The sequence below is a fragment of the Curtobacterium sp. 9128 genome, from assembly GCF_007673775.1.
Classification (GTDB): Bacteria; Actinomycetota; Actinomycetes; order Actinomycetales; family Microbacteriaceae; genus Curtobacterium.
Genome location: NZ_VEAF01000004.1, coordinates 239,541 through 258,747, shown reverse-complemented (window position 1 = coordinate 258,747; position 19,207 = coordinate 239,541). Strand labels below are relative to the sequence as shown.

17 protein-coding genes and 1 riboswitch are annotated in these 19,207 nt (G+C 73.1%); of the genes, 6 read left to right on the top strand and 11 right to left on the bottom strand.

The genetic code is table 11. From position 1 onward, the window contains the following. Positions 1-53 precede the first annotated feature (53 nt). The gene (locus FS641_RS10075) at positions 54-1,076 is read right to left on the bottom strand and encodes a LacI family DNA-binding transcriptional regulator (RefSeq protein WP_144763363.1); all 1,023 of its coding nucleotides are present in this window, start codon (positions 1,074-1,076) and stop codon (positions 54-56) included. Then, complete coding sequence (locus FS641_RS10070) at positions 1,055-3,109, bottom strand: aldo/keto reductase (protein WP_144763361.1); 2,055 nt, start codon at positions 3,107-3,109, stop codon at positions 1,055-1,057. Before FS641_RS10070 ends, FS641_RS10075 begins: the two co-directional genes overlap by 22 nt. A 186-nt stretch (positions 3,110-3,295) precedes the next feature. Here FS641_RS10070 and FS641_RS10065 point away from each other — a divergent pair, with 186 nt between their 5' ends. The 5 genes from FS641_RS10065 (at position 3,296) to FS641_RS18070 (ending at position 7,371) form a co-directional block, all read left to right on the top strand. Continuing rightward, positions 3,296-4,594, top strand: a complete 1,299-nt coding sequence (locus tag FS641_RS10065; RefSeq protein WP_260855774.1) for an ABC transporter substrate-binding protein — start codon at positions 3,296-3,298, stop codon at positions 4,592-4,594. Next, positions 4,591-5,604: a carbohydrate ABC transporter permease gene (locus FS641_RS10060; protein ID WP_144763359.1), complete on the top strand. Its 1,014-nt coding sequence runs from the start codon at positions 4,591-4,593 to the stop codon at positions 5,602-5,604. Before FS641_RS10065 ends, FS641_RS10060 begins: the two co-directional genes overlap by 4 nt. After that, a complete protein-coding gene (locus tag FS641_RS10055; RefSeq protein ID WP_144763357.1) occupies positions 5,601-6,515 on the top strand; it encodes a carbohydrate ABC transporter permease in 915 nt (304 codons plus the stop codon). Before FS641_RS10060 ends, FS641_RS10055 begins: the two co-directional genes overlap by 4 nt. A 70-nt stretch (positions 6,516-6,585) precedes the next feature. Then, positions 6,586-7,134: a TetR/AcrR family transcriptional regulator gene (locus tag FS641_RS10050; protein WP_144763355.1), complete on the top strand. Its 549-nt coding sequence runs from the start codon at positions 6,586-6,588 to the stop codon at positions 7,132-7,134. Between the two features lie 66 nt (positions 7,135-7,200). Next, positions 7,201-7,371, top strand: coding sequence for a hypothetical protein (locus FS641_RS18070; RefSeq protein ID WP_186317687.1), 171 nt, complete (start codon positions 7,201-7,203; stop codon positions 7,369-7,371). 212 nt (positions 7,372-7,583) lie between these two features. Here FS641_RS18070 and ribH read toward each other — a convergent pair whose 3' ends face one another. The 7 genes from ribH to FS641_RS10015 form a co-directional block, all read right to left on the bottom strand. Then, a complete protein-coding gene (gene ribH / locus FS641_RS10045; protein WP_144763353.1) occupies positions 7,584-8,072 on the bottom strand; it encodes a 6,7-dimethyl-8-ribityllumazine synthase in 489 nt (162 codons plus the stop codon). Further along, positions 8,069-8,809 (bottom strand): 3,4-dihydroxy-2-butanone-4-phosphate synthase, encoded by a 741-nt coding sequence (ribB, locus tag FS641_RS10040; protein WP_313957798.1) that lies wholly within the window; start codon positions 8,807-8,809, stop codon positions 8,069-8,071. Before ribB ends, ribH begins: the two co-directional genes overlap by 4 nt. Beyond that, a complete protein-coding gene (locus FS641_RS10035) occupies positions 8,809-9,453 on the bottom strand; it encodes a riboflavin synthase (protein ID WP_144763352.1) in 645 nt (214 codons plus the stop codon). Before FS641_RS10035 ends, ribB begins: the two co-directional genes overlap by 1 nt. 91 nt (positions 9,454-9,544) lie before the next feature. Continuing rightward, positions 9,545-9,679: riboswitch (FMN riboswitch) on the bottom strand. Positions 9,680-9,743: 64 nt separating this feature from the next. After that, positions 9,744-12,167: a bifunctional lysylphosphatidylglycerol flippase/synthetase MprF gene (locus FS641_RS10030; RefSeq protein ID WP_144763350.1), complete on the bottom strand. Its 2,424-nt coding sequence runs from the start codon at positions 12,165-12,167 to the stop codon at positions 9,744-9,746. Further along, positions 12,164-13,522 (bottom strand): esterase family protein, encoded by a 1,359-nt coding sequence (locus FS641_RS10025; RefSeq protein WP_260855773.1) that lies wholly within the window; start codon positions 13,520-13,522, stop codon positions 12,164-12,166. Before FS641_RS10025 ends, FS641_RS10030 begins: the two co-directional genes overlap by 4 nt. Before the next feature lie 219 nt (positions 13,523-13,741). Continuing rightward, on the bottom strand, positions 13,742-15,586 hold the full coding sequence (locus FS641_RS10020; RefSeq protein ID WP_144763347.1) for a hypothetical protein: 1,845 nt from the start codon (positions 15,584-15,586) through the stop codon (positions 13,742-13,744). Positions 15,587-15,670: 84 nt separating this feature from the next. Further along, positions 15,671-17,017 carry a hypothetical protein gene (locus FS641_RS10015; RefSeq protein WP_144763345.1) on the bottom strand — a complete coding sequence of 449 codons (1,347 nt, stop codon included), beginning with the start codon at positions 17,015-17,017 and terminating at the stop codon, positions 15,671-15,673. Positions 17,018-17,124: 107 nt separating this feature from the next. Between FS641_RS10015 and FS641_RS10010 the strand changes: the two genes are divergently transcribed. Continuing rightward, complete coding sequence (locus FS641_RS10010; protein ID WP_144763343.1) at positions 17,125-17,556, top strand: GNAT family N-acetyltransferase; 432 nt, start codon at positions 17,125-17,127, stop codon at positions 17,554-17,556. A gap of 108 nt (positions 17,557-17,664) precedes the next feature. Here FS641_RS10010 and FS641_RS10005 read toward each other — a convergent pair whose 3' ends face one another. Both FS641_RS10005 and FS641_RS10000 read right to left on the bottom strand, forming a co-directional pair. Next, positions 17,665-18,192, bottom strand: a complete 528-nt coding sequence (locus FS641_RS10005) for an Lrp/AsnC family transcriptional regulator (RefSeq protein WP_144763341.1) — start codon at positions 18,190-18,192, stop codon at positions 17,665-17,667. Between the two features lie 462 nt (positions 18,193-18,654). Continuing rightward, positions 18,655-19,161: a hypothetical protein gene (locus FS641_RS10000; RefSeq protein WP_144763339.1), complete on the bottom strand. Its 507-nt coding sequence runs from the start codon at positions 19,159-19,161 to the stop codon at positions 18,655-18,657. Positions 19,162-19,207 lie beyond the last annotated feature (46 nt).

Sequence of the window (19,207 nt, the reverse complement as noted above, 5' to 3'; positions counted from 1 at the left end):
TCGTGGCGGCGCCGCCACGAGCCTCCCGTCCAGCGCGGACCGCCGGGCTGCGCCTACGCGGACTCGCGGAGCAGGAGCCGGTGGCGGACGGTGCGCTGCACCGTCGCGCCGGAGCGCGGCAGCTCGCCGGCCAGCATGCCGAGGGCGAGGTCGAGCGCCTCGCGCGCGACGGCGTCGACGTCGACCGCGAGGGTGGTCAGCGTCGGGGAGACGAGCGCGCCGAGCGGCAGACCGTCCACCCCGACCACGCGCACGTCGCCGGGGACGTCGACGCCCTCGCGGCGGCAGGCCTGCAGCACGCCGAGCGCCATCACGTCGTTGAAGGCGACGATCGCGTCGAGCCGGCGCTTCCTGCCGAGGATCCGCACGGTCTCCTCGGCGCCGCACTCCGCCGTGCCGTGCAGGCCGTGCACGAGGTCCGGCAGGTACCCGCGGCGTCGGAGTGCGTCGGCCATCAGCGCCGCCCGTGCGCTCGTCACGTCCGGTGCGGAGTTGTCGAGCACGACCGGGTGTCGCACCCCGGTGGCGACGAGGTGGTCGGCGAGGACCTCGATGCCCTCGGCCGGGTCGATCCAGACCGCTGCGGTGGGCGGGTCGGTCATCGGGTCGAGCTCGACCATCGGCACCGTGCCGAGGAGGTCCCGCCACCGGTCGCGACTGGAGCCGAAGTAACCGATCACCACGTCCGTCTGCGCGCCGAGCGCCGTCACCATCCGGTCGGGGTCGCTCGCCAGGTCGACGTCGGCGAGCATCACGTTCCACCCCTGCTCGGCCGCGAGCTGGAACACCGACGCCGCGAGCTGCGGCGTGTACGGGTTCCGCAGGTCGTTCACGACGAGGCCGAGCTGGTGGTCGCCGCCCGTGACCAGGCCGCGGCCGAACCGCGACGGTCGGTAGCGCAGCTGCTCCGCGACGGCGAGCACCCGGTCCTTCGTCGTCGCGCTGATGCCGGGCATGCCGTTCATCGCACGCGTCACGGTCTGCCGGGACACCCCGGCGGCCGCCGCGACGTCGATGATCGTCGCCCGGCCGCCGGGTGCGGGGACCGGGTCGGTCAGTCGCGGAGGTCCAGCCATGCCACCTGTTCGGGAGTGAGGTCGACGGAGAGACCGGTCATGGACGACCGGGCTTCCGCGATCGTACGCGGTCCGAAGAGCGGGAACGTCGGGAAGGGCTGGTGCAGCACGTACGCCAGCGCGATGGCCGTCGCCGGCACCCCGAACTGCGCGCCGAGCTCCGAGGCCCGCCGGAGCCGCTCGAAGTTGTCGTCGCTGTAGTAGCACCGGACGAGTTCGGCGTCGCTGGTGTCGTCCGGCCGGGCCCGACCGGTGAAGAACCCGCGGGCCTGCGACGACCACGGCAGGAGCGGGACCTGCCGTTCCTCGAGCCACTGCTTCGACGCGGCGTCGGTCACGTGGCGGCACCCGGCCCACGGCACGTCGTACGCCTCGGCCAGCCCGAAGTGGTTGCTGAGGACCTCGAACCCGTGGCGGCCGTTCGCCCTGGCGTACGCGTTCGCCTCGTCGAACCGGGCGAGGCTCCAGTTCGACCCGCCGTAGACGCGGATCCGGCCGGCGCGGCGGTGCTCGTCGAGGACGTCGACGAACTCCCCCACCGGGATGTCCTCGTTGTCGCGGTGCATCATGTAGATGTCCGCGTAGTCGGTCCCCTGGCGTTCCAGGCTCTCGAGCAGCTGTCGGCTGAGCGACTCCGGGTCGCAGAACGGGGTGTGGGCGCCCTTGGTGATGACGACCACGTCCTCCCGGACGCCGCGGTTCTGGATCCACCGGCCGAGCCGACCCTCGAGCACGCCACCGCCGTAGATGTACCCGGTGTCGAAGACGTTGCCGCCCTGCTCGACGAACAGGTCGAAGAGGGCGCTGGCGTGTGCGAGGTCGGGCTGGTTGTCCACGCCCATCACCAGGCGCGACATCCGCTTGCCGACACCGGGCACCTCGCCGTACCGCATCGGGGCGTCGTCGCTGACGGTCAGCGGCGCACCGCTGACGGTCGGGATGGCGGCGGTCTCGGCCTCGAACGGGTAGCGCAGTCCGATCGCGTCGCGCCACCGGTCGAGGGTCCGGGCGGTGGCGAGGGACTCCTCGAGGGAGTACTCGGGGGCGTCGACCCGTCCCGCGGCGAGGGCGGACGTCGTGGCGTCGGCCTCGCGGGCGTAGGGGTGTTCGCCGGCGAAGGAGAGCGTGCGGGGGTCCTCGTCGACGGTCGCGACCACGATCGTCGGGTCGTCTCCGAGGGTCCACGGGTCGGACAGGGTGATCCTGCCGCGCGTGCCGTGGACGGTCACCGCGTTGTCGTCCTGCACGCGGACGCCGGTACGGACGTCGGCGGTGATCGTCGCGGTCCCGCGGCCGCGGTAGACCAGCCGGGCCGTCGTCCACTCGTCGACGCCGGTCGGGCCGATCGTGCCGCTCGCGGTCAGCTCGGTCGGCTCCGCGACGGCCACGCCGGTCGCGGCCTGCACGATCGCGGCCGCCATGGTGACCGGGTAGCCGCCGACGTCGAGGATCCCGCCGCCGGCGGTGTCGACGTCGAACAGCCGGCCGCTGCGGGTGCCGACGCGGAACGCGAAGGACGCGTCGACGTGGGTCACGTCGCCGATCGCGCCCTGGCGGACCAGGTCGAGCAGTGCCGCCGTCTGCGGGTGGAAGCGGTACATGTACGCCTCCACGAGAGGCAGACCCGCCTGGCGCGCGGCGTCGGCGAGGGCCATCGCGGTGCCGTGGTTCGGCGCGAGGGGTTTCTCGCAGAGGACGGCCTTGCCCGCGGCGAGCGCGGCGAGGACGAGTCGCGCGTGCCCGGTGTGGACGGTGGACACGTAGACGGCGTCGACGCGGGGGTCCGCGAGTACCGCGTCGTACGTGGCGGCGGTGACGTCGGCGAAGCCGTGCTCGGCGGCCTCGGCGGCGAACGCCTCGGCACGGTCGGCGGAGGAGCTCCCCGCGGCGACGAGCGCGCCGCCGGCGGCGCTCGAGGACAGCTGGGCGAGGAACCGACGGGCGATGCTCCCGGGGCCGAGGACGGCCCACCCGGGGGTGTCACCCGTGCCGGGGGTCGTGGGGCCGGTGGTGGTCGCGGTCTGCGCTGACATGCGGATCCTGTTCGTCTCGTGAACCTTCACGGTCACGGAGACGCTACTGCCCCGTGCCGCCCACCGCAACGGGAGCGGACGCTTGACACGGCGTGTCGGTGGGGGCAGGCTCTGAGCCACTTCGTGAGCGTTCACGGTCGAGCGCTCGCGGTACACCGATCTCAACGACGAGAGCAGGCAACCGAAGTGACAGCAGCACCATCGATCAGTCTCAGCAGGCGGGGCTTCCTCGCCGGCGCCGGTGCCCTCGGCGCGGCGTTCCTCGCCGGGTGTTCCACCGGGACGTCCATCTCGAAGGACCCCGACGAGCTCGTCCTCTGGTACTGGAACCGGTCGCTCGACCCGGCGTTCCTGAAGCAGGCGGCCGCGGGCATCGACGGGCACCGTCCCAAGCGGCTCCGCCCGGACCTCATCGGCGGCGCCTCGTACGACACGAAGTTCCGGACCGCCCTCGCCGGCAACGCCTTCATCCCGGACGTGCTCATGGTGAACTCGAACTGCTGGCTGTACTTCCCCGACGAGGACCTGTTCACCGACTTCGACGAGCACGGCGGCGCCGCGCGGAAGTCCGAGTACTACGACTGGAAGCGCGCGCTCGGCACGACCCCGAGCGGCCGGCAGTGTTTCTGGCCCGTCGACACCGGGCCCACCGCGTTCTTCTACCGTGAGGACGTCCTGACGAAGGCGGGGCTCCCCGCGCAGCCCGACGAGGTGTCGGCCGCGATCACCACCTGGGACGACTTCCGGGCGTTCGGGACCCGGCTCCGCAAGCGGGCCGACGTGGCGACGGTGATCACGGCGAACCAGCTCTTCACGCAGTACATCGCCGCGAGCCCCACCCGGTACTTCGACCGGGACGACCGTCCGGTGTTCGAGCAGCACGACGGCGCGGTGCGGAAGGCCTGGGACACCGCCGTCGCCTGCGCGAAGGACCGGGTGACCGGCAACCTGCAGTCGGGCACCGACCAGAACGCCGGCTGGGTGTCCGGGCGGGTGGCGGGGCAGATCGAGGGCGCCTGGTGGACCCAGGTGATCCACGACACCGCGCCGGACTCGTCCGGCAAGTGGCGGATCGCCCGCCAGCCGGAGCGTCCCGGCAACAACGGCGGCTCGTTCCTCGCGGTCCCGAAGACGTCGAAGGACCCGGCGGCGGCGACGGCGTTCGCGCAGTGGATCACCTCCCCCGAGGTGCAGTCGCACACGTACAACGACATCCAGCTGTTCCCGTCCACGCCGTCGTCGTTCACGAACGGCGTGATGCGGAAGCCGGGTGACTTCTTCGGCGAACAGGACCCGCTGGCGTTCTTCAGCAGCACCGCGAAGGACGTGCCGGTCACGTACATCTCGAACAACGAGCGCTTCATCGGGGCGTTCGCGACGGAGATCACGAACGTCGAGGCGGCGGGCAAGGACCCCGACCGCGCGTGGCAGGACGCCGTGGACCAGACCAACCGGGTCCTCGAGAAGCGCGGGGTCGCGGCATGAGCACCAAGCAGGCACCGCCCACCACGAGCATCCCCGCCGTCGTCGGGACGCCCACCGCGTCGATCACGACCGCCGCGTCCGGCAGGCGCGCCGGGCTCCGCCGGTTCTGGCCGCAGTACGTGGCGATCGCGCCGTTCTACGTGCTGTTCCTGGTGTTCGGGCTGTTCCCGATCGTGTTCTCGATCGTGCTGTCGTTCACCGACTGGGACGGCATCGGCAGCCCCAGGTGGGTCGGTCTCGCGCAGTACGAGTACCTGCTCGGAGACCCGCGGTTCTGGAACGCGGTCGGCAACACGTTCCTCATCTGGATCATGTCGACGATCCCGATGCTCTTCCTGGCGCTCGTGCTCGCGTTCCTGCTGCACGGCAACATCCGCGCGAAGGGCTTCTACCGTGTGGCGTTCTTCATCCCGAACGTCACGAGCATGGTCGCGATGGCGATCGTGTTCGGGTCGGTGTTCTCGGACGGCTTCGGCCTGGTGAACGCCGCCATGCGGGCGATCGGCGCCGACCCGGTCGGGTGGCTGTCGTCGTACTGGGGCATCAAGGTCACGATCTCGGTGATGGTGATCTGGCGCTGGACCGGCTACAACGCGATCATCTACCTCGCCGGCCTGCAGTCGATCCCGACCGAGCTGTACGACGCGGCGAAGGTCGACGGGGCGAACACGTGGCAGATCTTCTCGAGGATCACCGTGCCGCTGCTCCGACCGGTGATCCTGTTCACCCTCATCACGTCCACCATCGGCGGGCTGGGGCTGTTCACGGAACCGCAGATCCTGTTCAACGGCGGTGCGGTCGGCGGCCCCGACGAGGCGGGCATGACGATCGTGCTCTACCAGTACGAGCAGGCGTTCAACCAGTTCGACTTCGGCTACGGCTCGGCCATCGCGTGGGTGCTGTTCATCTTCTCGGTGGTGTTCGCGATCATCAACTGGCGGCTGCTCAGCGAACGCGACGGCCTGAAGACACCGCGTCGACTCCGCACCACGAAGGGGGTGCGCGCATGACCGCCACCGAGACCACGCCGGCGACCACGAACACCGCAGCGGCGCTCGGCCGACCGGGTGCGGCGGGCGGCGACCACCGGGGCCTCCGCCGCGGCTGGCTCGGCACCGCCGTCACGCACCTGTGCCTGATCGTCGGCGTGGTGCTGTCGATCTTCCCGTTCTGGTGGCTGCTCGTGATGAGCACGTCGACGAACGCGGAGATCTTCGGGTACCCGCCGTCCCTGTGGTTCGGGGGCAACGCCCTGGCGAACGTGGCGAGCGTGTTCAGCAGTGTCGACATGCTCCGCGCCCTGCTCAACACGGTGCTCGTCGCCGGCGGGACGGCGGTCCTCGTGATGCTGTTCGACTCGCTCGCGGCGTTCGCCTTCGCCAAGTACGAGTTCCCGTTCAAGCGGGCGCTCTTCACGGTGATGCTCGCGACGTTCCTGGTCCCGGGGAGCCTGTCCCTCGTCCCGAGCTTCGTGCTCATGGCCAAGCTCGGCTGGATCGGCGGCCTGCAGGCGCTCATCGTCCCCGGTGCCGCGAACGCGTTCGGCATCTTCCTGTTGCGGCAGTTCGCGACCACCTCGATCCCGAACGAGCTCATCGACTCGGCCCGGGTCGATGGTGCCGGGTTCTTCCGGACGTGGTGGTCCGTGGGGGTGCCGATGCTCCGCGGGGGCCTGGCGTTCCTCGGCATCTTCACGTTCATCACCGCCTGGAACGACTACGTCTGGCCGCTCATCGTGCTCATCGACCCGAAGGGCCAGACCCTGCAGGTCGCACTCGCCGGGCTCAGTTCGGTGAACGCGACCGACCTCGGTGCCGTGATGGCCGGCGCGGTGATCAGCGTCTTCCCGCTGATCGGGGTGTTCATCATCGGCTCGCGCCACTTCATCGCGAACATCGCGGCGGGGGCGCTGAAGGGCTGACACGACGACGGTGCGGCGCGGACACCCGCGCCGCACCGTCATCCGTGGCTCGTTCTCCTAGACTCGCTCCATGGCAAGCGCCCGCGACCGTGTCCTCGACAGCTTCGTCGCCATCGTGTGCGAGGAGGGTGAGCGCACCGCGACCCTCGACGCCGTCGCCGCCCGCGCCGGTGTGTCGAAGGGCGGCCTGCTCTACCACTTCGGCTCGAAGGCGGCCCTGGTCGAGGGACTCTGCGACCGGCTCGCCGACCTCTCCGCGATCGACGTGGACCGGATGCGCGAGGCCGAGGACGGCCCGGTCCGGTACTTCGTGCGGAACTGCCAGTTCGTCGGCAGCGAGCTCGACCTGGCGCTGCTGGCCGCCAGCCGACTCCAGCAGGCCGGGTACGAAGAAGCGGGCCGCACCCTGGACGACACCGAGAACGCGTGGCTCGCGACGCTGGTCGACGTGCTCGGGGACGTCCCCACCGCGCAGGCGATCAAGCTCATGGGCGACGGGCTCTACCACGCCGCGTCGCTCGGTGCCGCGAGCGCCGTCCGCCCCGACCGCGCCTCGGTCGACATGGAGCCGCTGCTCGTCGTCGTGGACCGGTTGGTGGCCACGCGCCCGACCGCGTGAACCACCGGACGTCGACCTGGGGATAGACTGGGTCCGATCCACCCGCCTGATTCCGGAGGTACCACTGTGGGCCGCGTCATCGCCGCTGTTTTCTCGATCCTGCTCCTGCTGGTGTCGATGTACCTGTTCGGCGTCGCGTTCCAGGTCGCGTCCGGTCAGGCCTTCGTGTTCATGGGCGGCATCCTGCTCATGACCATCTCGTTCTTCCTGCCGATCCACGTGTTCGGCAAGCGGTAGTCACGCACCGCACGACGACGGGCCCCGCACCGCATCGGTGCGGGGCCCGTCGCGTTGCGGAAGGCGCCGGCCGGCCCTGCGCACCGCACCCCGGTACGGTCACCGCGCCCCGTCACGACGGGGCGCGGTCTCTGCACGGGGGTGCGACGGGCCGGGCGGGACGCTCGGTGCCGGCCGACGCTCGCCGGTCCGGCCTGGAGGCTCGGTGCCGGTCAGGCGGTGACGGTCGCGCCGCGCAGGTCGCGCAGCACCACGGCGGTGGCGATCGCGGCGTGCGCCGCTTCCGCCCCCTTGTCCTCCTTCGAGCCGGGCAGCCCGGCCCGGTCGATGCCCTGCTGTTCGTCGTCGAGGGTGAGGACGCCGAAGCCGACGGGCTTGCCGGTGTCGATCGCGACGCGCGTCAGGCCGCTGGTCGCCGCGTCGGACACGTACTCGAAGTGCGGTGTGCCACCGCGGATGATGACGCCGAGCGCCACCGCCGCGTCGAAGCCGTTCTCGAGGGCGGTCTTCGCGACGACCGGCAGTTCGAAGCTCCCGGGCACCGGCAGCACGGTGGCCTCGGCGCCGAGCCGCTCGACCTCGCGCTGCGCCCCGGCGAGGAGTCCCGCCGCGATCGTGTCGTGCCACTGGCCGGCGACGATCGCCACCCGGATGCCGCTGCCGTCGACCTGGTCGCGGTCCGCCGCGCCTGCTCCGCTCATCGTGTGGTCCCTTCCGTGGGCGCGGCGTCGGCCGCCGCCCGGTCTGCCGCGTCCAGCCAGTCGGCGAGCGCGGCGATGGTGATGACGGGCACGCCCTCGCGCGCCCCGAGTGCGACGAGTCGCGGCAGCCGCATCATGCTGCCGTCCTCGTCGACGATCTCGCAGATCGCCGCCGCCGGTCGCAGGCCCGCTGCGGTGACGAGGTCGATCGCTGCTTCGGTGTGACCAGCGCGTTCGCGGACGCCACCAGGTCGCGCGCGCAGCGGCACGACGTGTCCGGGTCGGTGCAGGTCGTCGCGGACGGACGCCGGGTCGGCGAGGACCCGGAGCGTGCGTGCGCGGTCGTGCGCGCTGATGCCGGTGGTGACCCCGACGGCGGCGTCCACCGTCACCGTGTAGGCCGTCCCGCGGACGTCCTCGTTGTGGGCGACCATCGGAGGCAGGTCGAGCGCATCGGCGATCGCGGCGCTGACGGGCGCGCAGATGAAGCCGGACGAGTGCGCCACGGTCCAGGCGATCCACTCCGGGCTCGCGAGCTCCGCCGCCAGGACGACGTCGCCCTCGTTCTCGCGGGACTCGTCGTCGGCGACGATCACCGGGCGACCGGCGGCGATGGCGGCCACGGCCGCCTCGACCGTGGCCAGGCCGGGGGCCGTGGACGGGGCGGTCCGACTGGAGGCCGTGGTCACCGGCCCTGGACCGGTCACGTCGGCGGGGTGCCGGGTCTCGGTGCCCATCACCGGGCCTCCTGGACGGTCTGCGCCGCCGCCGCGTCGAGTCGGAGCATGCGTCGGACGTGCCGGGCGAGGACGTCGGTCTCGACGTTGACCCGGTCACCGGCCACGCGGTCGCCGAGCGTCGTCGCGGCGAGGGTCTCCGGGATCAGGCTGACCTCGAACCACGCGTCAGCCGGGGCCGTGGTCTCCGGCGACACCGCGCTGACGGTGAGCGAGACGCCGTCGAGTGCGACCGAGCCCTTGTCGACGACGAGGGGGCTGAGCTCCGGGGGCAGGCTGAACCGGACCCGACGCCACCCGTCCCCGTCCCCGGTCTCGAGGACCTGCGCAGTGCCGTCGACGTGGCCCTGGACGATGTGGCCGCCGAGCCGGTCGCCGACGGAGGCCGCGCGCTCGAGGTTCACCGGGTCCCCCACACGGAGCGCTCCGTGGGCGCTCATGTCGAGCGTCTGCTTCATCACGAACGCGGTGAAGGTGTCGGGGGTCTGCTCGACGACCGTCAGGCACACGCCGCTCGTGGCGATCGAGTCGCCGTGTCGCGCGTCGGCGACGACGAGTGGGCCGCGGATGGTGAGCGCGACGGAGTCGCCTCTGGGCTCGACGGCGGTGACGGTGCCGAGTTCCTCGATGATGCCGGTGAACACTGGTGTCCTCTCAACGGGACTCCGGGGTGTTCGTGCGGTCGTCGGCATCGACGGCACCGCGCGGCCACCGAGGGTGGTCGCGTCGTCGCCGCCAGCGCGCCTCCCATCCGGACTCTCACCGTCGGTCCCGGAATCCCACCGGGTCAACCTCTGTCGGGTTCGCACCCGTCGTCAGTTCGTGGACTGTCACCACCGGTTCGGACTTGCACCGACCCCGGAGCGCTTGCGTACCCCGAACGATACCCCAGCCGCCGTGCCGTCGCACCGGAGGCGTCATCGGCCGTCATCGATCAGCCCCGCCCGCGGGCGAGGGCCACCGCGTGGCGGAGCGACAGGTCCGGCAGGTACGCGCGGACCACCGCGATGCCGATCGCGGGCAGTGCGACCGGGTCCGGGAAGGCCAGCGCCAGCGCGTGCAGGTCCGGTCCGAACTTCAGCTTGAACCGCAGGAGCGACCGGAAGCCGTACACCGGCTCGAGGACGCCGCCGACGAGGTCGAGCAGGTCCTGCCCGGGCTCGGACTCGGCACCGGGGGCCTGGGCGAGCGGTGCCGCCGACAGGCTGAGCCGCTCGACGCCGTCCGCGCGCATCTGGTCCGCTGCGCTCGCGACGAGGAACTCCATCACGCCGTTCGGCGCCGCGTCGGTCCGGCGCATCACGTCGAGCGTCCAGCCGACCACCCGGCCCTCGCGGAAGGAGGGCAGCCAGCTCGTGACGGCGAGCACGGTGCCCTCGGCGTCCTGCGCGACGAGGGTGCGGACGGCCGGGTCCCGCATCTCGTCGACGCCACCCAGGGTGAACCCCATCTCCGGTAGCTCGCGCTCGGCGACCCACTCCTCGGAGATCGCCTCGATCTGCCGGATCGTCGCCGGGGGCAGGTCCTGCCAGCTCGACCACGTCGCGGTCAGTCCGTCGCGACGGGCCTTGTTGACGGCGGTGCGGACGTCCTGCTTCCGCTTGCCGCTCGTCGTCCAGGTCCTCGGGTCGAAGTCCGCGTCCTGCGCGACCGGGAGGGTCCGCCAGCCGACCGCGGTCAGCGTCCCGGCGACCTCGGCGTCGACGCCGTAGAAGACCGGCGTCCACCCGTTGTCGTCGCAGTGCCGCGCGAACGCCACGAGCGCGTCCGGCCGGGCGTCCGGGTAGCCGAAGGGACCGCCGACGGTGACCGCGACCGTCCCGTTCCGGCGGTAGGCCACGCCGGCGCGTCCGTCCTCGGCGAACCAGTACGCGTTGCCCTGCCACGTGGTCATCCAGCCGAACGTGTCGCCGCCGCCGGCGATCAGGAGCGCGCGGGCGCGGTCCCGGTCGTGCCGGACCTCCTCGGAGTCGGCGTCCGCCCGCGCTGCGCCGGTCGGTCCGATCGCCGCGATCGCGACGACGAGCCACAGCAGCGGGCCGGCGAGGCCGAGCGACACCCGCAGCGCCGGGTCGAGTGTGGTCAGGTGCTCGATGACGGTGATCGGGGCGATCGGGCCGAGTGCCGCGACGAGCAGGCGGAGGGGGTCGGACACCCGGGTCGGGGACGCGTCCGCGACGACCAGCAGCACCGTGACGACCACGCCGACGGCGAGCGCCACGATGCCGGCGAACCGGACGACACGACGACGGGACGGCACGACCGTGAACGACCTGCGGAGCAGGACGAGCACCGTCGCGGTGGCGAGCGGCACCAGCACGGAGGCGATGATCGACAGCGTGACGACGAACTGGTCCTCGCCGCCGTGGATCCGCTGGACCCGGCCGGGGACCGCCCCGTACGTCACGGCGGCGGCGATCGCGGTCACGACGTCGGCCACCACGACGAGCCACACCGCGAACCGACTGCCGCGGAAGAGCCCGAGACCGCCGACGGCGAGCACCAGGAGCGGCGGGACCGCGAGCAGCAGGGTCCACGGGTCGGTCGCGCGGTAGTCGAGGAGGCCCTTGAGGCACTGCCCCGCGACGCCGTCGGCGTGACACCCGGCGACCGGTTGGACCGGGCTGGCACCGACGACCGCTGCGATCGGCGCGAGGATCCCCACGCGCGCCCGGGAGACCAGCGCGATCACGGGACCGATCGCGGAGACGAGCACGACCGTGCCGAGCAGCACGCGCGTCTCCCGGTGTGAGCTGCGGGTCCACCCGGTGCGCTTCGGGGTGTCCCGGAGGACCTCGCCGAGCAGCCATCCGGCGCCGGCGGCGAGCACCGCGTAGAGGTCGGACGCGTGCCCCGCGTAGAGGAACAGCGCCGCGACGACGGCGACGGCGTCGACACGGATGCGGCGACGCCACAGTGGACCGGCGAAGGCGCTCGCCGTGACGATGGTGCCGACGACTGCCGTCCAGGGGTCGAACGCGGTGGCACGGCCGAGCACGAGGGCCCCGGCGTTCCGGCCGTCGAGGTCGACGAACGCGCTCAGCGCGCCGAGCCCGGTGCCGACCACGGTCGTCACGACGAAGGCGACCGCGGTCCGCCATGCCCCCATCAGGCGCTCGGAGGCACCGACCAGCACGACGACGCCGGCGATCGTGGTGAGCAGCGCCACCACGCCGGTCGAGGCCGCGAAGATCCCCAGCGGACCGAGTTGCGGGGCGCCGTGCATCCGGTGCTCGACACGCACGACGATGCCGATGACCGAGGTGACCAGGACGAGCAGCACGACGACGCCCGTGACGGGGTAGCGCCGGACGAGCCCGAGCACGCTGCCGAGCCCCCGGCGGGAGAGCGCCTTCACAGCGACCCCTGCGATGCCGGCAGTCCCATGTGCGCGATGACCGTCGGGAGTCCGTGGGAGAGGACGTACCGGACGGTGTTCCAGTCGTGCGCGGACCCCGGCGACACGATGACGGACGTCTGCATGTCGGCATTCTCCGCTGCCGAGTGCAGGACCTGGGCCGTTGCCTTGTACGGCGCGTCGTCGGAGCCGTACCCGAAGACCGTGAGGTGGTCGTGGTACGGGGCGTTGCGGTGCATGATCGCGACGGGCATGGCGGCCTCGTACGCCGCCTTCGATCCGCCGAACCCGGCGGCGATCGTGTGTGCGATCGAGCCGTTCCGCGGCCCGGGCTCGCTCGACACCGCGAGCACGGAGCCGAAGACGTCGGGGTGCGCGGTCGAGAACTGCATCGCGCAGGTCGCTCCCTCGGAGAAGCCGGTGATGCCCCACGACCCGGGCGTCGACGCGACGTCGAGGTGGTCCGTGATCCAGCGCGCCGTGTCGGTCATGACGTAGGTGGCGCTGCGCCCGAGCTGCCGTGAGTCCACGCACATCGGGTTGCGGTTCGGCGCGCCGAGTTGGTCAGGGGAGACGACGATCGGCGCGAGCCCGTGGTGGGCCGCCGCGTAGTGGTCGAGGTACCGACCGAGCTGACCGGCCTCGAACATGTCGGACGGCTGCCCCGGCTGCCCGGAGAGCGACACGAGGACTGGGAGCGTCGGTGGGTCTGCCGTGAGCGCCGCCGGTGGGAGGTACACGACCGCCTTCCTGGCGTGGAAGTGCGACACCGTGCCGGGGATCCGGACCGACAGGGTCCTGCCGTGCGACGGCATGCCGGCCGGTGCTGACCAGTCGGCCGGGTCGACGACCGCCGTCCCCGCGGTGACGGCGTGCTGGTGACCGAGGGAGCCGGACGGGTAGGGGTTCGTCACGATGGCCTGGTCGATGTTCTTGTAGGCGCCGAAGTCCACGTTGATCCCGAGTCCCGCCGCGAGCGCGACCGCGGCCGCCGCGGCGACGGCCACCGCACGCCGTCCCCACCCGCCCTGCACGAGCACGACGATGCACATCGCGATCGCCGCGAAGGCGAACGCGACCCACATCCGCGTGACGGAGGTGAAGGCGACGCCGAACACGTCGCGGACGTCCCCGAACCACCAGACCGCGAGCAGGCCGACGGCGGCACCCACGACGAGCGCCGCGGCGCGGATCGCGAGGGCGACGCGCCCCGACCCCCTCGACGCGATGCCGCGACCGGTCTGCCGACGGAGCGGGCCGACGAGCGCCCACAGCGAGAGCAGGATCGCGAGGACGTCGACCGGGACGAGCACGCGCGGGGTGACGATCGACGTGTGGAGGAGCGAGGAGAACACAGGTTCATCGTGCCGCTGCTGGACTCGTCCGCGCCTGCCGAACCGCTTCCGCTCCTCACAGCATCGCCATGAGGCACTTCCAGCGTCTGTCCAGAGTCCTTCCAGGACGCAACGACGGTGGGAGATGGACGCAACGACCGCGCGGGGCGGAGGGCGGGCACGACCCTGCGGGGTACCGGGTGCCGGTACCCCGCAGGGTCACTGTGTCACCGTGCTGTGTCAGGCGCGGCGTCGGAGCACGAGCACCAGTCCTCCCAGCAGGAGGAGCAGCAGTGCGAGTGCCGCCGGCAGCAGCTGCGACGACGCACCCGTGTAGGCGAGCGCCGAAGGGGTCGACGAGCCGGACGCGGCGACCGGCTGGGTCGCGATCGCCTCGGTCGCGACGGCTGCGGTCGCGACGCGGGCGGAGCCGGTCGTGCCCACGGTCGTCACGGAGCCGGGGACGACGACAGAACCGCCGTTGCCGATCGGCGTCGTGCCGGTGCCGGGGTCGGTCCCGTCACCGGGGTTCGACCCACCGTTGCCCGGGTCCGTCCCACCACCGGGGTTCGACCCACCGTTGCCCGGGTCCGTCCCACCACCGGGGTTCGACCCACCGTTGCCGGGGGTCGTGGTGCTGCCGGTGCTGGTGCCGTCACCGATGATGCCGATGCCGTTCCCGCCGATGGTGATCGGCAGGTCGATGACCGGCAGGATCTGGGTGCCCGACAGCAGGCCGCCGGCGCCCGACGTGGTCGCCCCGGAGGACGAGCCACCGGTGGCGGGCGTCGTCACGGTCGAGCCCGTGCTGGTGCCGTCACCGATGACGCCGATGCCGTTCCCGCCGATGGTGACCGGCACGGACACGATCGGCACGACCTGGGTGCCGGACGCGATCCCGTCCGTGCCCGAGGTGGACGCCCCGGTCGCGCCGGCCGTGGAGCCGCCGGCCGTGGAGCCACCGGTTGCGGGCGTCGTCACGGTCGAGCCCGTGCTGGTGCCGTCACCGATGACGCCGATGCCGTTCCCGCCGATCGTGACCGGCAGACCGATCACCGGCAGGACCTGCGTCCCGGACAGCTCTCCGTCGGTCCCGGAGGTGGTTGCGCCCGTCGGACCGGACGTCGGCTGCGAGCCCTGACCGCCCGCAGTCGCCGACCCGGACGACGCGCCGTCCCCGAGGAGCCCGATGCCGTTGCCGGAGACCGTGACGGGCACGGAGACCACCGGAGACACCTGCGTGCCCGAGGCGATCCCGTCCGCACCGGAGGTGGTCCCTCCTGCGGTGGTCGACCCGGCCGGAGCCGGAGCGGCCGCGGTGGACCCCGCCGAGGTGCCGTCGCCGAGCACGCCGATGCCGTTGCCGGACACCGTGATCGGCAGCTGCACCACGGGTGCCACCTGCGTCCCGGAGGCCACGCCGTCAGCGCCGGTGGTGGTCGGGGCCGGGGCGGCTGCGGGCGCCGTGCCCGAACCGGTCGCCGGGGTGGACGAGGGCGCCGGAGCCGTCGTCGACACCGCATCACCGACGACGCCGATCGCGTTGCCGGTCGCGGTGACCGGGGCGCTCACGGTGCCGGCGACCTGGGTGCCGGAGGCGATGCCGTCCGAGCCCGACGTGGTCGGCGCGGCAGCCGGAGCGGGTGCCGCTGCCGGCGCTGCAGCCGGAGCGGGCGTCGGTGCGGCAGCCGGGGCCGCCACCGCGTCGCCGAGCGCGGCGACGGCGTTGCCGCCGACCGCCACGGGGGCCGTGACCTCGGGGACCACCTGGGTCCCGGAGGCGATGCCGTCGGCTCCGGAGGTCGTCGGCGCGGCGGGGGCCGGAGCCGGCACCGACGACGAGGCCGGGTTCGCGGCGGGGGCCGGCGCGGCGGCCGGAGCTGCCGAGGAGACCGCGTCGCCGACCACGCCGAGGGCGTTGCCGACGGCCGTGACGGGCGCGCTGATCGACGGCGCGACCTGGGATCCTGCGGCGATGCCGTCGGCCCCGGTGGTGGTCGCCGCGTTCGCCGCGGTGGCCCCTCCGACCGTCAGGCCGCCGACGAAGAGGGCGAACCAGAGCCCTCTCGAGACGTACTTGTTCATGGTTTCTGCTCCTGATCGAGATGTCGTCCCGACCGCGGTCACGGTCGGGTGGCGCTTCCTGCCTGATGGACAGGTGCGCCGACCTCAATCAGGGGCGACGTCGTGGTCGCCGGTGAGCGACGCGGGGACGGCGTCGTCGGCGATCGTGCCGCGGGAGCCCGCGGCGAGGGGGTCCTGGTCGGCGTCGGAGCCGACCGTGCCGACGACACCGGCGCCGGCGGACCCGGCGTTCGTGGTGCCTCCGACGAGTCCGGAGCCGGAGCCGCCGAGCGGGGCGTCCTGGCCGTCGTGCCCCTCGGGCACGAGCAGCGCGGCACCGCCGAGGGAGGCGGAGGACGAGGTCGTCACGCCGGCGAGCGTCGCTGCGGTGCGAGCGGACGACGCGCGCTCGGTCGTCACCGCTGACGCGGTTGCGGAGGTCGGCTGCTGGGCGGCCGATCCGTCGACGGTCACGGCGGTTCCGTCCTGGCCGGCCGTGGCGGCGCCGCCGAGCGACCCGCCCGAACCGGTCACGGTCGTTCCGCCAGCGGGACGGTGCGGACCGCTCGTGTCCACCGGAGGCAGGGTCGTCCCCGGGAGCGGCACCGAGCCTCCAGGCAGGGGGGTCCCGACGGAACCGGGCAGGTCGGAGACGACGCCGGGGAGGCTGCCGACGACACCGCCGACGCCACCGAGGGTGTCGTCCGCCAGGCCGGTGACCGGAGCGGTCACGGTGCCGAGCGTGTCGTCGCCGAGCACGGTGCCCAGGACGGGCAGGGCTCCGGTGACGTGGTCGAGGGCCCCCACCACGGTGGTCAGCGGACGCGCGTCGGTCAGACCCTGCACGGTCCCGGTCACGGGACGGAGGACCGTGACCACAGCGTCGGTGAGCGGACGGGAGGCCGTGGTCGCCTCCGCCGGGGCGGCGGCGGTGGTCGGCGCCGCGGCTGGGGCGGGCGCCGTCGTGGTCGGCGCTCCTGTGGTGGGCGCCGGGCTGCTCGACGGCGACGTGGCCGGAGCGGGGGTCGACGCCCCGGGGGTCGCGGTTGCCGGCGCGGGTGCCGGAGCCGAGTGGCTGGGTGCCGCGGGAGCCGGCGCTGCCGGAGCCGGGACGTGCACCGGGGGTGCGGCCGGTGCCGGGGCGGGAACCGCAGGAGCGGGTGCCGGTGCTGCGGGTGCTGCCGGTGCCGGCGGTGGGGTGACTGCGCGCTGCACCGGGGCGGTCACCGCGCCGAGCGTCTGTCCGACGCCGTCCGCCACTCCGTGCACGGTGCTGCCGACGCCCTGGACGAGGCCACTGACGACGCCCTGCGGTGCCGGGGTGGCCTCGGCTGCGGACGCGGAGTGCGTCCCGAACGTCAACGACAGCAGCACAGCGGCGGCGCTGACACCGGTGCCCATCAGGGCGTACCGGATGCCCGCGCGCCAGGGTGCGCGCAACGGCGTGTCCATGCGCTCACCTCCTGATCTGGCTGCGCACGTAGAGTGGTTGACCGGCACGCTACGCCTCTCGGGGCGGTCGCGGAAGCCCTTTCTCAAGCAATCGTCAGGAAAGAAGCATGGCCTCGCTCTTCAGCGCCCCCACCCGGAACCTCGACGTCGTCACGCTGCACGAGATCCTCCGGCTCCGACAGGACGTGTTCGTCGTCGAACAGGGCGCCGCGTACGCCGACATCGACGGCCGCGACCTCGAACCCGGCACCGTGCAGTTCTGGGCGGGCGAGGGTCGCGTGGACGCCACGCTGCGACTCCTCCGCGAGCCGGACGGCACCGAGCGCATCGGCCGCGTCGTGACGGCGGCACACGCTCGCGGCACGGGGCTCGGTGCGCAGCTCATGGAGGCGGCGATCGCCGAGACGCGCTCACCCGTCGTCGTCCTCGGGGCGCAGGCGCACCTCGAGGACTGGTACGGCCGGTTCGGGTTCGTGCGCTCCGGGGACGCCTACACCGAGGACGCGATCCCGCACATCCCGATGACCCGTATGCGCTGACCCGCTCCGCCCGGGCAGGCCCGGCCCGGCCGGGTTGGCCCGGCGCGGCCGGGTTGGCCCGGCCCGGCCGGGTTGGCCCGGCGCGGCCGCACGACCGGGTCGTCGGGGTCAGGCCCGCCAACGACGGAGCTCGTCGTACGAGCGTCCCTGGCGCTCCCGGTCCGCGACCAGGCGCTCGAAGACGATGTTCGTCTGCGTCGTCGCCACCGACGGGTCCCCACTGAGCTCGTCGGCGACGAAGTCCCGCAGCTGCTCGGTGGACGTGCACGCGATGTGCACGAGGAAGTCCTTGTCGCCCGCGAGGAACGACACGTCGAGCACGACGGGCACCCGCAGCAGCCGTTTCGCGAAGTCCCGGAGCTCGTGCCGGGCCGCGGCGTGCACGCGGACGGAGACCATCGCCTCGATCGAGAACCCGAGCCGCGCGACGTCGACCACAGCGCGGTAGCCGCGGATGACCCCGGCGTCCTCGAGGGCGCGGACCCGTGCGAGGCACGTCGACGGGGCGATGCCCACCGCGGCGGCGAGCCGGTTGTTCGGCATCCTGGCGTCGGCCGCGAGCGTCCAGAGGATGCGCTCGTCGACCTCGTCGAGGCGGGGCGCTGGGTCGGAGCGGCGGACGGATCGGTCGGACACAGCACCACCGTAACGCGGACGTCGCCGCCCGCACGTGGCGCTCCCCCGGGTCGTGCGGCCTCGCGGCCCCGTGCCTGGTGCGGCCCTGACGGCTCCGTGCGTGGTGCGGCCCGACGGCTCCGTGCATGGTGCGGCTTCGACGGCTCGGTGCGGGGCTGTTTCCTCGCACGGCGCGGCCAACTCCGCACCGGCCGCCAACTCCGCACCGTGCGCGGGACCGAACCCGGCACGGCGCCGCCAACCGCGCACCGTGCGCAGGCCGCCCCCGGCACCAGCCGCCAACCCCGCACCGTGCGCAGGCCGCCCCCGGCACGGCGCCGCCAACCGCGCACCGTGCGCAGGCTGCCCCCGGCACCGGCCGCCAACCCCGCACCGTGCGCAGGCCGCACCCGGCACCAGCCGCCAACCCCGCACCGTGCGCAGGCCACCCTCGGCACCAGCCGCCGACCCGCACCGTGCCCGCTACATCGCGAGCGTCATGCCGATGACGGCAACCGTCATCGCGAACACCTCGCCGCTCCGCACGGCCCGCCGGTCCTCGCGCGCCCACTCGTACCGGAGCAACCACCCGCTGAACGCGCAGTACCCGATCACCCCACCGCCGAGCACCGCCGTCAGCGCGATCCCGTGCCCCGCGTGGGCGTCGGCGATCCCCGTGGCGTGCCCCATCAGGAGCATGCCGGCCATGACGACCGACGACAGCGCCCGGTGCACGTCCATGGGCTCGGCTCGGCGTCCGTCCGCACGACGGCGGCGCATCACCGGCAGCGGGGCGAGGAGCAGCAGCACCGTCGCCGCGAGCAGCGTCCACACCGCTCCGGCGTGCACGACGGGCATCACCATCGCCACGAGCATGACCGCGGCCGGCACGATCACCCCGGGCCGCGGCCGGTAGCGGTCCCCGACGATGCAGCACACCGACGCGAACTGCGGCACGACGAGCATGGCGTCGGCGACGGTCTCGTGCACTGGCGGTCCTGGGCGGGGTCGGTCCCGGGCGGGGAGGGGCGTCCTG

Excerpts from the sequence above, each read along its gene's own strand:
- FS641_RS10075 (WP_144763363.1), bottom strand. The coding sequence starts at position 1,076 with ATGGCTGGACCTCCGCGACTGACCGACCCGGTCCCCGCACCCGGCGGC.
- FS641_RS10070 (WP_144763361.1), bottom strand. The coding sequence starts at position 3,109 with ATGTCAGCGCAGACCGCGACCACCACCGGCCCCACGACCCCCGGCACG.
- FS641_RS10060 (WP_144763359.1), top strand. The coding sequence starts at position 4,591 with ATGAGCACCAAGCAGGCACCGCCCACCACGAGCATCCCCGCCGTCGTC.
- FS641_RS10055 (WP_144763357.1), top strand. The coding sequence starts at position 5,601 with ATGACCGCCACCGAGACCACGCCGGCGACCACGAACACCGCAGCGGCG.
- FS641_RS10050 (WP_144763355.1), top strand. The coding sequence starts at position 6,586 with ATGGCAAGCGCCCGCGACCGTGTCCTCGACAGCTTCGTCGCCATCGTG.
- ribH (WP_144763353.1), bottom strand. The coding sequence starts at position 8,072 with ATGAGCGGAGCAGGCGCGGCGGACCGCGACCAGGTCGACGGCAGCGGC.
- ribB (WP_313957798.1), bottom strand. The coding sequence starts at position 8,809 with ATGGGCACCGAGACCCGGCACCCCGCCGACGTGACCGGTCCAGGGCCG.
- FS641_RS10020 (WP_144763347.1), bottom strand. The coding sequence starts at position 15,586 with ATGAACAAGTACGTCTCGAGAGGGCTCTGGTTCGCCCTCTTCGTCGGC.
- FS641_RS10015 (WP_144763345.1), bottom strand. The coding sequence starts at position 17,017 with ATGGACACGCCGTTGCGCGCACCCTGGCGCGCGGGCATCCGGTACGCC.
- FS641_RS10010 (WP_144763343.1), top strand. The coding sequence starts at position 17,125 with ATGGCCTCGCTCTTCAGCGCCCCCACCCGGAACCTCGACGTCGTCACG.